Genomic DNA, 15,162 nt, shown 5'->3' with positions numbered 1-15,162 from the left:
CATTAAAATATAATTGGCGTCACTATACTTAACACGATACTTTCAGTCTCTAAAGGATTCTCCCACTGGTGAATTAGACTCGAAGGAAAGTGAATGGTATCCCCTTCGTATAAGTGATATTTTTCATCATTTAAATAGAAAACGACTTCACCTTCTAAAACGTAGTAAAACTCTTCGCCGCTATGACTATATGGATGTTCTTCATGCATGTGGGGAGGCAATGTCACTTTCATTGGCTCCAGTCGGCGATTGCTAAAAGTTCCAGTTAATCGTGAATAAATTTGGCTCCCTTTAGTTGTCGTGAAGGTATGATGATCATCTTTTCGAACGACAAAGGTTTGGTTTTCTTGCTCGTCTTCAAAAAAGTAATTGATATGAATACCAAGAGCATCTGAAATCTTCTTTAGTGAACTAATGGAAAGAGAAGAAGTGCCTCTTTCGATTTGCGATATAAAGCTAAGCGACAATCCAGTCTGATCACTCAGTTCTTTTAATGTTAAGTTGCGCTCAATTCGTAAGCTCTTTATTCGGTTATGAATTTCCTCCAAAACAAACCCTCCAATTACTGTGTGAGTGTAATTTTTATGACTATAGCATAATAAGTAATCTGAATGCAATGCAAAGTTTTAATTGTCAGTCAATATGTTATTGTAAAATTACTATTCATATTAGTGTATAAATCAAGCTGTAAATCTCGTTCACAGGTCGATAAACCTATTACGAATAACAGGATTGGCACAAGAAATCTGCATAACTTGGTAGTTTGCAATTTAAATGCTACTTACACGTGTTATTACACTCCCAGACTAAAGAATTGTGCTTTTCTTATGACTACTCTAATTTACCTACATAAAAAAACTTTCCAGCCAAATAATTGGACTGAAAAGTTTCTTTTTCTTAGCAAATTATTATTTAACGATACTGTTCAGTCACTAGCTGATCTAATGCTACTTTCTTCAAGTACTCTATCGGAGCAAGGACCGCGACCATTCCAACACCAGGATGTCGGCCGATTTCAATTGCCCCCGTAATGGTTGCTCGATTCATAATCCCCGGAACTAAAACGTCGAATTAGGTAGGTGCCCACGTATTGTCTTCTGGCTCCCATCAACTCTCCCGATCTTGTCGCTTCCACTGAGTAGCGTTCATTACCTTGAACTAAATAAGTCAAGTGCTACCAATTAATCCCTTCAAGCACTTGAATTGTGTGGGGTTATCGAGAAATTTATCGTAGTGTCGGACAACTCTTCCGATGTAATCGAGAAACACGGCCAAGTGTCGGAGAAATCCCACCATATGTCGGGCAACTTCCAAGATGTGATTGGCAACGGACAACTCATTTCTGCAACACTCCCCAACAAATCCTTTCTATTCTCCACCCCTCACACATACTATAATTCAAGCGCCTAATCACGAACCCCCATAACAAAAAGGAGTGATTCCCATTAAAACCTGTCCAGTCTGCAACCACACGCAACTTGAAGGAAACTTTTGTGGAGAATGCGGAAATTCATTCACTACGTTGCGCAAGCGAACCGTGGCTACAGAAGTTCCGGCCTCTCCATCAAACGAACGTGTGGAACAATTGAAAACTGACGCCAAAAACTTCTTCAACTACCTATTCCAACAACTGAAAACGCCATCCACCCACTTCCACAAAACAACGGATTCCCTCCAAAATAGCCTACTCAGCATCGTGCTCTTCATCCTACTAACTGCCGCTACTTTCCACACCACACTATCCTCAAAACTTACTGCCTTGAGCCCGACATTTCTCCAAACAACACTTTACTTAAGTATCTTTTTCATACTCCTAGTCACCGTGAACTTGATTGCCTTAAAATCCACGACGAGCCTATTCTCACTCCCAGGATCCGTCCAGGAACTCACGCGCAAAATCGGAGGATTTTACGTGATTCCCATTACCCTTTCCGCAATCAGCCTACTGCTCACACTTGCTCAATCGTTCACCCTATCCACCATTCTTCTCGTCGTGGCCCTGTTCATCGCATTCATCCTTATTCCACTCGTCACAATTACCAAACTTCTGTTCAATGAAACTACGTCAATCGACAGCTTTTACGGTATCCTCTTCTACATGGCTGTCACAACCGTCGCATTCACCCTACTCACCACTTTCCTAGCAGACACAGCAATCGGCGAGATTCTAAGATTCATTCAAATTTAACTGGCCACGAAACTCAATTCACCTTCCACCTACGCAAAACACACGCTTGTTCGAAAGCAACTAACATATACTAGAGGGTACTTACAAATTAGGAAGGTGAACCTTATGAAAGAATCACACTCAAATTGCGACAATAACGGCAGCCATCAGAAGCAGCCAAACATTCTATTTTTAATGGTAGACCAAGACCGGTTCCCACCCGTTTATGAAAACGCGCAACTGAAAGAATGGCGCCGCCAAAATCTACACGCCCAGCAACTCTTGATGAAAAATGGTATGACCTTTTTGAATCATTACGCGGGCAGCACAGCTTGTTCCCCTAGTCGAACTACTTTATATACTGGGCAATATCCCTCTTTACATGGAGTCACTCAAACGCCCGGTGCGGCAAAAGGTTCCTATGATGCAGACCAGTTTTGGTTGGATCCGAACACCGTTCCGACAATGGGCGATTACTTCAGAGCTGCAGGATACAATACGTTTTGGAAAGGGAAATGGCATGCTTCAGAAGAAGATATCGTCCTCCCTGGCACGAAAAATGCGCTCCCAAGTTACAACACGATTACTGGCGCACCCGACAAAACGAACGAGCGGATTTATCGAGAGGGAAATCGCTTGGAAGCATTCGGATTTTCCGACTGGATCGGCCCTGATCCTCATGGCTCCGACCCGCGGAATTCAGGATCTTCAGCAGGATTCGGGACGAGTGGTCGGGACGAAGTATATGCGGCAGAAGCAATCGAACTAATTGATGCGTTAGATAAAGCATCGAAATCCAAAGATGATAACGCACCATGGTTCATGCAATGTTCATTCGTCAACCCGCATGATATCGCCCTTTACGGAGTGTTTTCGGCGCTTCTTCCCTCCTTCAATTTCGAAAATGATCCGACACTTCCGTATATCCCTCCCGCTCCGACCACCAACGAATCGTTAGCTTCGAAGCCCTCGGTTCAAGAAAGTTATCGGCTCACTTATCCCAAAGGATTGCAGCCTATCATTAACAACAACACCTATCGCCAACTGTATTACAGCCTTCAGAAAAAGGTCGACGATGAACTGATGAAAGTACTCGAAGCGCTTCATCAATCCAGCTTCTCTGAAGACACCATCATCGTCTTCACATCCGATCACGGCGAACAACTTGGGGCGCACGGCGGACTTTATCAAAAGTGGTACACGATGTACGAAGAATCTATCCACGTACCCTTTATACTCCACAGCCCTCAACTCTTCACACATGCAAAACAAACAACAACTTTAACTAGCCACGTCGACATTTTGCCCACACTTCTAGGATTGGCAGGAATCGACGCGTCAGAAATCCGGCACAAATTAGCCTGCGACCACACAGAAGCCCGCCCTCTTGTCGGACGGGATTTCACCCCACTCTTACAAAGAAACGAACCGTTCTTCCGTGTGGATGAACCCCTATATTTCATGACAGACGATAACGTTTTCAAAGGGTTGAATCAGACGAATCCCATCACAGGTATTCCTTACGAGACCGTCACCGAACCTAGTTCTATTGAAGCAATTATCGCCACCCTCAAAACGGGACATAGCGGAAACTCGGAAATTTGGAAACTCGCCCGCTTCTATGACAACCCGCAATTCTGGACGAATCCAGGCGTCAGCGATACGACATTTGTGGATGAAGATGGTTGTGTCGTCGAAGTTGTAAAAACAGAACCCGTCCCCAGCCAGTTTGAACTTTACAATCTAGCCCACGACCCCCTCGAAAAGAAAAACTTAGCAGATCCCGGTTGCTGCTCTCCTGAAGCCAAGGCCATTCAACGTACACTTACGAACATGCTAGAAGGACAGCGATGTCAGAAGCGATTGACGCCGAAAAACAATAGTGGTCCGCTTCATTAGAAACAGTAAATTATTCATATAAAAAAGCACCGTATGCTATTAATGCATACAGTGCTCAGACTGTAGACAAACTCCAGAAATCTTGGGGTTGCCTACAGTCTTTTTTCTTTCACAATAGAATTAACGTGAAAAGTTGATTTCCGCCGCGAGTGGACGCTCTCCGCTACAATCAACAGTGTCTCCCAACTATCAAATGAGGTGATGGAAATGATGACGAAGAATCAAATTAATGAACGGGAACAGCCTGGATCAGATATCTCTATCACCTATTCTAAAGGGGAAGTCTACACCAGCTACGCCTATTTTGTGATCGGTTTGGTAGATAAAATCGAAATCTCATAGCATATGAGGAACGCTTTACAGTTTTATCCGAATCATAATCAAATTTTAAAAAACTAAAGCGAAACCACGGCATAGAGGCAAACTCTAGCCGTAGTTTCGCTGTATTCCTTCTATTTACTGTCCAGTGGAACTCCTTCCACATCCTCTTGTTTACGTCCGAACAGCCCTATCGCGAAATATCCGACTGTCGGTAGAATCACAAGCAACAGCATGCCCAAAGGACTGCGAACAGCGTTCATCAGGTAACCCACTTTCGGAATGTAGAATGCATGTTTTCCGAGTAGACTACTTGCTTGTACACGCTCTTCATCCACCATATTGTTATTGTCACCTTTTGTCGCAAAACTGATTGCACCTGCTTCATTGACCACATCCACGACTCTGTGAGTAATCAGGTTCCCGCCAGGCTCTCTAAACGTAATAATATCGTCCACCTTCACCTGTGTGGCATCGATTTTTTTCACGATAAGCATGTCACCAGTTGCGAAGATGGGATTCATACTATTCGAAAGGACCGTCAGTGGTTGGTAACCAAAAAAGGATGTAGGTTCTCCGTTGTTCGTCACCTTTTGGTAAGCGGTCGTTATCACTAAGCCGATTACCAGAACTACGAACAGACGTGATGCAAGCGTACCAATCTTCTTTACATAACCCTTCATAGACTTCCCCATCTCCTCATTAACGGATTAAAACAACTTATTTATCGTCTTCTTGCTTTTTGTCACTTTTGTTTGTGTATGTGGATCCAGCATCCGTCTGTTTCGCGATTACATGAAGACCTGCTTTATAAGAAGCGCCTTGGTATTCATTCCCTGCACTGTCATCCAATTTAACTGCCATCATAATGTCGATGTATTGACCCTCGTCCAACTGCCAAAACTCTTCGTTTTCTCCGTCACCCAACAAGATTTCTCCTGACTTCACTTGGTCAGCGGAAAGAAGAGAACTAATCATTTCAATGCCACTATTGCTATCTTTTCCAATTGATAAAACCTCATTGGTCGTTCCATTAAATAAATTGTCCAGTTCGATTTTCGAATCTTCATATACATCCTTATCCGGCTTCACCGTATATTTCATTGCGAAATATCCGACTTCATAGCCTTCTAGTGAGGCCTTATCAATAGAATGTGTGTACGTCGCTTGAATATGTGCATCCATGTCGCCTGTATTTGATATGGATAGAAATTCGCCGTAGTGCAGTTGGGATGGCGCAAACTGCTCAGCTGTGAAAATCGGAGTATCCATATTTCCGCCATTATTGATTTGTAGAATCCCATTTTTCATTTCGGCTTGTGCATTCGACTCTGAAGTAAACCAAGAATACGTACCAAATCCAGTGGATAGTAGCAAAGCCCCCGTAAGTGCCGTTCCTAACAAGACGTTCTTAGTCTTCTTCATCCCTTGAGTTTTAACCATTCTCATATTCCCCCACTATTCTTATTTTAGTTGTGGTTCAGACTGCTTCAATTCCAAAAGGTTCTGTGCACAGTTACGTTGTGCACAGAAGTCCTCTTATCATTCGTTAGGCTCAAGTCCAATCGATTTCAATAAGTCGTTGATGCCTTTATTACCTAACTTTTCGAGAGGCTTCTTCTTAGAATCTCTTGCAGATCGTAAGAAGTTCTGCTCGACCAAGCGGATGTCGAGTTCATCGACTACTCCATCGATATTGATGTCTGTCCCTTTATCTTTCTTGCCGTATTGAGCGACAATGCGCATGACGTCATGAATGTCGATTACGCCATCGTTGTTCACATCTCCAGCGTAATTTGATGGTGGATACGTGCGTGACCACATGCCTCTCCAGTCGCCATCGACGTTCTTCGAGAGATCGACCGCACTTACTGAATTCAAGTGACCTGGTACTTCAACCACTACTTTGTAATCCCCTTTTAGTGCTGGAATGTCTTCGATGAAGAATGCACCTGACGGCTCGATCGTTCCTTTATACTTATCACCATTTGGAGCTTTCACGTGAATCTTGGCACCGATTTTACTTAAATCAACATCCCAGAAGACTTCCCCGGTTTCTTCTAATAGACCTTCCGGTGAAATATACCCTTCTAATTTAGAAGTTGAAGGTACGATATCAAACAGGTCATGTCGCAACGCTGCGATTCCTGTTGATGTATCCTTACCAACTGCCGTGTATGACGTGTTTTCAACGTTGAACGCGGATTTACCTCCGTAATACTCATCGTTAATGACCTCAAATGTCACATCTAAGAATGGGTGATTTCCATTTAGACCTTTCACATCATCACCTTCTAGAGATGCGCTGATTGTTGCAGTTGTATCATGGAATTTTCCTGTAAGAACCGGTTTCGAAATCTTGATATCCAAGTCATTTTCGTCCGCGTATTCTTCAAACGCTCCATTTGGCTTCACATCTTTCAACTTAAAGAACTGGTTCATGAATGTAATATCGAACTTTCCGCTTTGAAGATCTTTCACATTGTTTAGTGACAAGGTCGCTGTGATTTCGTCTCCCTCTTTTACTTTGGATTTGTCGTAAGAATGGGTTACATATTCTGTCCCTTTCTTCACAAATACATAGTCGTCATATCTCGCTGAAGTTCCCATTTCAACCGTCTGCAGTCTAAGTTTCAATGCCTTTTTAGCAATGTCTTCAGGGAGAATTCCCACTTTCATGTCTCCATTGGCTTTGACTGGCAACAATCCACTAGGAAACGCTGAATTCTCGTAGTAGATACTCATATTCGCGGACTGATCGTACTTCAATCCTTTTGTCTTTAGATAGTCAATCGAAGCATCGTATATATTCGTATGAACCCATACTGCGTGATGACCATCTTCGTCTGTATACATAGATTCGTCGACTTCGATAATTCCTGGCTTGAAGTCGTTAAACTTCATTTCAGGCTCTGTATTATCGACAACCGCAACGCTTTCATCCACATACGTTTTTCCTTCTTTATCTGTTGCTATCATCAAGAACTTGTATCCGCCTTCAGGCAGCGTAGTATTCTCTTCTGAAATCGGATGTTTTGGATCATTCGTGAATTTATTGACGATACCTGTGAACCCTTGAGTAATATAGAGCTCGCTACCTGGAACGATGTTAGATGCCCCGTATAATGATCCAACGTATCCAACCGGCTCGCCTGTTTCACCATCTGCGACGACAACGTCTACGGTCTCCATTGGACTCTTAAACTTGAATGTAACTGGAGTAAATGGAATCATGAATGCGTGGAAATCATCCCATGTATTCGTGATCACTGGTCTTTCCAATTCTACATAGTCGATCCCTTTGTCCGTTACGCGAATGGCAAATGGTACTTGATAACTTTCGCTCAAGTTCTTTTCGTTCACAAAACGAACGTATCCTTCATACGTACCTTGAGCAGCATTTTTAGGTACTTGAAGCGTTGGATTCACGGTCGTTTCACTGTTTGCTGCAACAGTAACCGTCTGATCCGCTACAAATGTTACACCGTTTTTCTTTGCATCTTGTCTGCCATCCTTAGCACCCAAGAACTCAACGTCCACTGCAAACTTCTTACTTTCCTTGCTGCTGTTCGTAATCACCACTGGACGTGACGCTTCGATTGCCTTGCCGTCATCTGATAAATAGTGAGAACGGAATGACAACGATGCCGTTTCGTTCTCAACGGCTACCACTTCGCCATCTTCAACGGATTCTGTTTGGTCAAGCACTTTTACAGATGTATCTGCGTGAACTGCACCATACGCGTTGATGCGTCCAGCACCCATTTCATACACCGAGTACTCTTCTTTCAAATCTACAGATGTATTCATTAATGCTGCTTTTACATCAAAAGGCGTGAACTCTGGATTCTCCTGCAAAATGAGTGCTGCAGCTCCCGCAACGTGCGGTGCCGCCATAGATGTCCCTTGAATTCGTGCATACGCTGCATCGTAACTATTACCTTCTGGGTCGTTCATGTACGATGGATAAGTTGAATAGATTGCAACGCCTGGTGCGACAACATCCGGTTTAATGTCATACGTTAGTGCGACAGGTCCACGTGAACTGAAATCTGCTAAGTTGTCTCCTTCAGACTTGATCGTACGAAGATCCCCGAATTTGAATGTTGTTTCATTTGCTCCAACATGCGCTTTCAGTTGTTCCCCATCTTTTTTCGATAAACGGAATGATGGAATGTAGCCCGTACTTTCCCCAACGTAATAAGGAATCTGACCTTCTTCATTGTTATAGACAATGACTGCCGCAGCTCCCGCTTTCTTGGCGTTTTTGATTTTATCGTCAAAGGCAATGACTCCGCGTTCGATCAATGCAATTTTGCCAGTTAGGTCTTTCCCTTCAAAGTCAGTCGTGTTCCCTAGCCCTACAAAAACAACTGGGAATGCCTGATCCTTTAAGTCCTCTACTTTGTCAGAGAAGTTTTTAGCGAGTAATTGGACATCCGTCAACGTATCGTCATTTGCACTTGCTGTGTACGTTGGTACAGTTTGTGAAACGTCACTTGCCCCTACTGTAATTGCAAGTGCACCAGTTCCCGGTGAACCTATTGTCATCGCGCCACTCCCTGCGTTCCCTGCAGCTACGGTCGCAACTACACCTGATAACATGGCGTTGTTCACAGCGATGGATAGTGGAGAAAGTGGATCATTGACATTCGCACCAAGTGATAAGTTGATGACATCCATCTCATCTTTTACGGATTTATCAACCCCTGCCAGAATACCGCTAGTTTGTCCACTTCCGTAAGGCCCGAGCACACGATAGTTGTACAAGTCCACCTCAGGTGCCACGCCTTTAACTGCACTGTCTACCTTGTTTTCTTGCTTACCAGCAACCGTTCCTGATACGTGCGTACCGTGAGAGGTATAATATGAATTCCCGAAATTATCTTTCTCTGGCTTACCTGACTTCTTCCACGTTTCGTACGTTTCTTCCATTGGATCTGCATCATCATCGATGAAATCCCATCCTTTTACAGTGTCCGGATTCACCGAACTTGGATCTACGCCATCTTTTGATGTATATCCTTTATAAGCTCCCTTTAAATCGGGATGATTGTAGTCAATACCTGTGTCAATGACGCCCACTTTGATGCCTTGTCCTTCAATTTTTTCAGCATGTAGCTTGTCCACACCGATTTGAGGGACACTATCAATCATTTTAGGTTCCATTGGATATTGTTTGGAGTCTGGGAGATCCAGTTGCACGACTTCATCCTTCCAAACGCGCTTTACCACACCGATTCGCACGAGTTCTTCCACTAGATTTCCCGGGAGCGTTGCGGATACTCCGTTGAATGCATTTCGGTATTCATGGGTGATGTCTACTGAGCCTGAGCGTTTTGTGCTCGATAGCCCTTGAATCGCCTTTCTGAATTCCTTATGAGACGCCTCCACTTTGTTTTCAGCAGTTAATAAAGAAATAGGTGAAGACTGTTTTGCCTGCTGCACTTTTGCTGGCTCTTGTTTGAATTCAACAATGACTTGTACAGGTTCTTCCGTATTCGTATTGATGCCTGGCTGGATTTTGAATTCAGTTTCAGGTCGAATTTCGTTGAGCGACTTTCTTTGCTCGTCTGTCAGCTTGCTAAGAATTTGTTTCACGTCATTCACATTCGTTGCAGCCCCTACCGGTTGTGTCGGTTGAAATGCAGCAGCTGGTAGTAGCATCGCTGCCAACAACACTTTCGCGACTTTCGATTGCATTGGATACCCTTTTTTGTGTTTTCCCAATATTACACCCCCGAAATTAGTTGAATAGCCTTCTAATCCTAAATGTGGAGTAGCTGTCTGAACCGCCACTTCATATTCGTTAACCTAAGGCTACCTCAATATCACTGTATAAGAATTGGGGTAATTTCATTATTCCGACTACTGTTGCGTGTATTTTGGCACTGCTCTTGCTTTGATGAAGGATTACTAACTGTTCAGATGGATATTTATTAGCAAGTAATAAGGACCTATTTGTTATAATTTACTAGTTAATAGTAATTACTTTTCCAATATATTGTGTATAATCGTAGTATGTCCGAATTTTCAAATCGATTCTAGTATTCTACATTAAATGCATTGGATACCTTCACAGCAGGATTTCATGTACTGAATACACTCATTCGAGAACTTCACTACAGAATTCCCCCAATAATTTCTATAATGCAATATGTATAACTATGAATTGTTTGTTTTTTCGGAAATAAGAGCCTTTTGGTTTACATTCATTTTTCATAAGTAAATGTATATGTGGGGAGGACTTATTCATGTACGAAGGCAAAATCATTAGATTCTATCGCAGAAAGGTGAAAATGACTCAAGATGAGTTGGGAAGAGGGATTTGTTCAGTTACACATATTAGTAAAATCGAAAGAGGGATAACAGAGTACTCTCCTGAAATAACAAAGCTGTTATCACAACGTCTACAGATTGACATGGAGAAAGAATTGTCCTGCCTACTAAATTTAAAAACCAAACTGGATTATTGGCATGAACTGATGATTTCCCAGAACAGGAAAGCTGCCACAGATGTTCATATTGAACTAAAAGCAAACAAACTTCTTGAACTATCTGAACACGCTGCCTATTACACGTTACTTGTCGCAAATTACTACCTCACACAAGGCAGTATTGAAAAAGCAAAAAAGCGAATTGATAACATTGAAAGTTCTGTGGACCTTTTATCGGCTTATGAAGCAAACCTTTTTAAACATGTGCTTGCGCTCTATTATATTTCCGTAGATGAACATACAAAATCCATCGATATTTTCAATACGATAGATTATAAGTTTTACCCCAATCCTTCCATCTACTATGACTTAGCAGTTGCTTATCAAAATGTGCATTCTCCAGTTCTGGCTTATCACTACGCGGAGAAAGCATTGAACCACTTCAAAAAGACAAACCAATTTCTACGGATTATTGATACAGAAAACTTGATGCTCATCCAAGTGGAATCCGATAAGTATCGGAATTTCGATGATACAATCGAGCAATATGAAAACTTGTTGAAGCTATGTGACTTATGCAATTCCATTGAAAAAAAAGCGATGGTGTTGCATAACTTTGCCTATGAACATTTCAGAAGACAGAATTACGAAACTGCTGGAGAACTTTACAAAGAATCCATGGCGTTAAAAGACAAAGATACACCGCTCTACTTGTTGTCTTTAGAAGGGTATACCCGTAGTGCACTCATCGGAGAGTTCTTATCACAGGATGCACTGATCGCACTCATTGACGAAGGCAGTGCCATTGCAGATTCTTGCGATCAAACCTTATATAAACTAATTTTCAATTTGCACCGATACTCTGCGTTTCAACAAGAAGACGACTACCATGAGTATTTATTCGATAGCGTTTTACCCTATTTGAAATTACATGGATACACGTTAACGGCACAAACGTATGACCGTGATCTGTTCAACTACTACACTGGGAAGGGAAATCCTGACCTCGCATTAGAAGTGGCGGAACGCTTAATCAATGCAGAATGCTCGAAATCACTAGAAACCGCTGATGTTCTGTAGAAATAATTCATAACGACTAAAAAACGAGTGCGGCGACTACTTCAGCTACACTCGTTTCCTTATTTATTGATTGAGACTACTTAAATCATTCTCTTAGTTTCTTCAAATACCAAGCATCCATCGCACCATGCTCCGACCCGTCCAATGGCTTGTCCAACAAGGTAAATCCTAACTTCTCGTACAACCGACTCGCGACTTCAAGCTTCGTTGACGTCTCTAAATAACAGTGCTTGTAGTGCTGCGCAGCAAATTCCAGTGCTGTCGCCATTAATTGTTTAGCCATACCCACCCCTTGTGCTTCAGGTGCAACATATAACTTCTGCAACTCACAAATACCCGCTTCACGATTGTACGGACCAATCCCCACACCACCAACAACTTCATCTCGTTCACTCAACGCAACCCAGTAGCATGCGTCCTCTTCTTTCTCATAAAACTGAGCCAACTCATTCAATTGCGGATCGTAATAAGCCGTTCCAGAAATGTTTAATCCAAAAGACTCCAAGGATTCTCTAATAATATGCGCCATTAAAGCATTGTCTCGCTCTTTAATTTTACGAATATGCATGATTTTCCTCCTTGACTATTTGTCCATCAAATATCGTAACTCTTGGTAGCACATTTGAACGGATAGATATCGTCACTCTAAAAATCCCTTACCCGTTAGCGTCAGGTAAGGGATTGCAATCTTTCACTATCGTAACACAACTGAATTACGGATTACTCTTCTGTGTAATTCAATCCTTTCTCATTTTTCTTAATTATATAGGACTGTGTATACTTATCTCGCACTTTCATAACCTGATTGGTATTCGTTTCAATTCGATACTGAAGTTTACACGCACGTAAGTAACGTGTATCGAATTTGTAAAAACTAATAGGCAACTCCACTCGACTTCCATTATTTAAAATTACCGCAACCTGATTCCCTGTGTTTTCAACATATTCTTTCACATGCCCAATCGCCATCCAAATACAATCCGGTAGTTTAGGGGAACTTGTTGGTGTCATATAGATGCCATGTTTCTTACTAATCGCAACTGGAGATAACGAACCGCTACCTAATAGCTCATTCGCTCCCTCCACAGCGCCTTTCAAACTGCTTCCTCCACGACTTAAATTGAAATCGATAATATCTGTCGGCGAATTATTGACGATTAGAAGTTGATCACCTTCTAAGATCATAGATAGCAACCGCCCGCACTCATTGAAGTATGGAAAAATGACGCTCGTCTCTGTTGTAATAATATAAGATTCCTTCGTAAACATGTTTCTATTCCCCCTTTTTCAGTTTTCGCTTTATTTCTAGTTAGAAAAGGGTATACTAGCATATAGCTGGTACACCCAGCTGCAATGCCTTAAGCGATTGGGTCTGCCCAGACTAGTATCGCTTAAGGCTTTTTTTGCGCTCGATTGCCAACTCCTCCTCACCTCCTTTACAGACATGTTTAATCCTCCACAACGTAAAGAATGCGCTGCGGAACAAAAAAGAGTTATTGAAATCCTAGTAGTTCAGATGTGCTATGTAAGGTCTTGTAAATCAGTAAATCGTTTCAATAATCTAGTTAATTAACAGAATACACTTAATTAATTTTATTATATAATAGCTTGTGTGAATAGCAATAGAAAAATTGCAATATATAGTAGTATTTAAAGCAATATTAACTAGTTAAATCCATTAAAATACAGTAATCATCAAAACTCTACATATCGAGTACCTTTTCAACGAAAATGCCTGTAGGAATAGGTCACGAGGATCTACCGTCTTACGACAAAATCGCGTTCATAACGATGTAAAATACGATTCATTGATTTATGAACTATTCATGGATAAAACCTGAAAAAGTCTATCGATTTCTTAGATAAATTCTACGTAAAACTTCAAGAATTGTGATTCGATTTCCTAATGGGTACTCTCTATGATGAAGTCACCCAGGGAATACAAACGCGTCGTGCACGGCCTGTAAAGGCTGACTAACTTGAAGACATTCGAAGAAGTACTTGACCAATATGGACCTATGTTATCTGCTGTTATTCGTAAATTGCACATCTATCGGGATTTTGAACATTTCCGCCAAGCAGGACGAGTTGCACTCTGGCAAGCGTGGCAACGTTTCGATGAAAGCAAAGGAGATTTCACACCTTACGCCTACCGCTCTATCTATGGTGCGATGCTTGATGAAATGAAACGTGAAACACGTTTTAGCGATGTGCATATGCCTGCAGAAGATGATCTTTTGGAAATTGTTGCACCAGATGCATCTAGTAAAATAGAGAGCGAAGGGTTGGAAGAGTTGTTATCTTCATTAACTGTCGAAGAACGCGAACTCATGATTTTATTGTATTCAGATCGTGTTTCACAGGCAGTATGTGCTGAGCATTTTGGAATTTCAGTTGCAGGTGTGAAAAAAAGGAGAGAGCGATTACTAGAAAAGCTTCGAAAACAGCTGATATAAAGGAAAGCATAATAAGCTGTTACTTAATAGAATGATTGATTGGAAATCAAAAAAAGTTAACCTGTACCCAGTATGCTCCTCTATTTTTAATGAAGAGATGCTTGGCGAATGAAGGCCAATGACTCTATACGTTTTCTAGCAGGTGCTTCCATTACAACAGGCTATGCAAATGGTTCATTCAAACCATATGATAGTGTGACACGGGAGCAATTTTCAGCTTTCTTAGCAAGAGGTCTAATTCCTGTGTACAAACAGAAAACGGCAATGCCTGGAGGATATGCTGCTAATATGACAAAACAGTATACCTTCAGAGGCAGCGCTGGCGAGACTATTCACACCTATAAGTATGTAGATAAAAAAATGGTTGGTAAGAACCTCGGATTTGTATGGGAAAGTAAGAATGTAAATAACGGAAGTACTGATTACTACTCACAATCAGAGAATAAAGATGCTCTCACTTCAGGGCAGCCTTACTCACATTCGTATATCGATTTGAAATATCCTATAAAAGTCGGGCAATCTTGGCCATTGGAATTGAATGGAGACCATACTTCCACCATTACAAAGATGAACGTCACTGTTAAAACTCCTTACAAGATATTTACGAACGCTGTTGAAGTTTCTTCCACTCGTAAATACAAGATGTACTACGTTCAAGGTATCCGTAATGTTAAGACCATTGATCCTTCAGGAAAAGTTGTCAGCGAATTGAAATCTATCAAGTAATGCTAACTTTGATAATTGCAAACGAAAACGTCAGCATCTGCTGACGTTTTTTTAGTTTCTATTAATCGATAGAAAACAA

12 protein-coding genes and 1 pseudogene are annotated in these 15,162 nt (G+C 41.7%); 6 read left to right on the top strand and 7 right to left on the bottom strand.

Annotated features, from left to right (window positions below; genetic code table 11):
* Positions 1–2: 2 nt before the first annotated feature.
* Together ACRPI0_RS00850 and ACRPI0_RS00845 are read right to left on the bottom strand one after the other, a co-directional pair.
* Complete coding sequence (locus ACRPI0_RS00850; protein WP_432354170.1) at positions 3–548, bottom strand: helix-turn-helix domain-containing protein; 546 nt, start codon at positions 546–548, stop codon at positions 3–5.
* A 364-nt stretch (positions 549–912) separates the two neighbouring features.
* Positions 913–1,065, bottom strand: a pseudogene (locus tag ACRPI0_RS00845) (acetamidase/formamidase family protein); the annotation flags it as partial.
* Between the two features lie 511 nt (positions 1,066–1,576).
* Between ACRPI0_RS00845 and ACRPI0_RS00840 the strand changes: the two are divergent.
* The 3 genes from ACRPI0_RS00840 (at position 1,577) to ACRPI0_RS00830 (ending at position 4,408) form a co-directional block, all read left to right on the top strand.
* Positions 1,577–2,188: a hypothetical protein gene (locus tag ACRPI0_RS00840; protein ID WP_432354169.1), complete on the top strand. Its 612-nt coding sequence runs from the start codon at positions 1,577–1,579 to the stop codon at positions 2,186–2,188.
* 105 nt (positions 2,189–2,293) lie between these two features.
* Positions 2,294–4,066 (top strand): sulfatase-like hydrolase/transferase, encoded by a 1,773-nt coding sequence (locus ACRPI0_RS00835; RefSeq protein WP_432354168.1) that lies wholly within the window; start codon positions 2,294–2,296, stop codon positions 4,064–4,066.
* 207 nt (positions 4,067–4,273) lie between these two features.
* Complete coding sequence (locus ACRPI0_RS00830; protein WP_432354167.1) at positions 4,274–4,408, top strand: hypothetical protein; 135 nt, start codon at positions 4,274–4,276, stop codon at positions 4,406–4,408.
* A gap of 110 nt (positions 4,409–4,518) precedes the next feature.
* Here the strand turns inward: ACRPI0_RS00830 and ACRPI0_RS00825 are convergent, their stop codons facing one another.
* From ACRPI0_RS00825 to ACRPI0_RS00815, 3 genes are all read right to left on the bottom strand, one after another.
* Positions 4,519–5,067: a signal peptidase I gene (locus ACRPI0_RS00825; protein WP_432354166.1), complete on the bottom strand. Its 549-nt coding sequence runs from the start codon at positions 5,065–5,067 to the stop codon at positions 4,519–4,521.
* A 37-nt stretch (positions 5,068–5,104) separates the two neighbouring features.
* Positions 5,105–5,827, bottom strand: coding sequence for a hypothetical protein (locus ACRPI0_RS00820; protein ID WP_432354165.1), 723 nt, complete (start codon positions 5,825–5,827; stop codon positions 5,105–5,107).
* Positions 5,828–5,926: 99 nt separating this feature from the next.
* The gene (locus tag ACRPI0_RS00815) at positions 5,927–10,114 is read right to left on the bottom strand and encodes a S8 family serine peptidase (protein WP_432354164.1); all 4,188 of its coding nucleotides are present in this window, start codon (positions 10,112–10,114) and stop codon (positions 5,927–5,929) included.
* Positions 10,115–10,638: 524 nt separating this feature from the next.
* Between ACRPI0_RS00815 and ACRPI0_RS00810 the strand changes: the two genes are divergently transcribed.
* Complete coding sequence (locus tag ACRPI0_RS00810) at positions 10,639–11,901, top strand: helix-turn-helix domain-containing protein (protein ID WP_432354163.1); 1,263 nt, start codon at positions 10,639–10,641, stop codon at positions 11,899–11,901.
* 85 nt (positions 11,902–11,986) lie between these two features.
* On the opposite strand, the gene ACRPI0_RS00805 is transcribed toward ACRPI0_RS00810, so the two are convergent.
* Positions 11,987–12,469, bottom strand: coding sequence for a GNAT family N-acetyltransferase (locus ACRPI0_RS00805; RefSeq protein ID WP_432354162.1), 483 nt, complete (start codon positions 12,467–12,469; stop codon positions 11,987–11,989).
* A 152-nt stretch (positions 12,470–12,621) separates the two neighbouring features.
* Positions 12,622–13,170 carry a competence protein ComK gene (locus tag ACRPI0_RS00800; protein ID WP_432354161.1) on the bottom strand — a complete coding sequence of 183 codons (549 nt, stop codon included), beginning with the start codon at positions 13,168–13,170 and terminating at the stop codon, positions 12,622–12,624.
* 710 nt (positions 13,171–13,880) lie between these two features.
* Here ACRPI0_RS00800 and ACRPI0_RS00795 point away from each other — a divergent pair.
* Positions 13,881–14,357: a sigma-70 family RNA polymerase sigma factor gene (locus ACRPI0_RS00795; protein WP_432354160.1), complete on the top strand. Its 477-nt coding sequence runs from the start codon at positions 13,881–13,883 to the stop codon at positions 14,355–14,357.
* 108 nt (positions 14,358–14,465) lie between these two features.
* Positions 14,466–15,083 carry an S-layer homology domain-containing protein gene (locus ACRPI0_RS00790; protein ID WP_432354159.1) on the top strand — a complete coding sequence of 206 codons (618 nt, stop codon included), beginning with the start codon at positions 14,466–14,468 and terminating at the stop codon, positions 15,081–15,083.
* The last annotated feature ends 79 nt before the right edge of the window (positions 15,084–15,162 follow it).

The sequence above is a fragment of the Sporosarcina sp. A2 genome, assembly GCF_050858885.1.
Classification (GTDB): Bacteria; Bacillota; Bacilli; order Bacillales_A; family Planococcaceae; genus Sporosarcina.
Note: the sequence above shows the minus strand (reverse complement) of the source record. Positions and strands in the feature narration are given on the sequence as shown.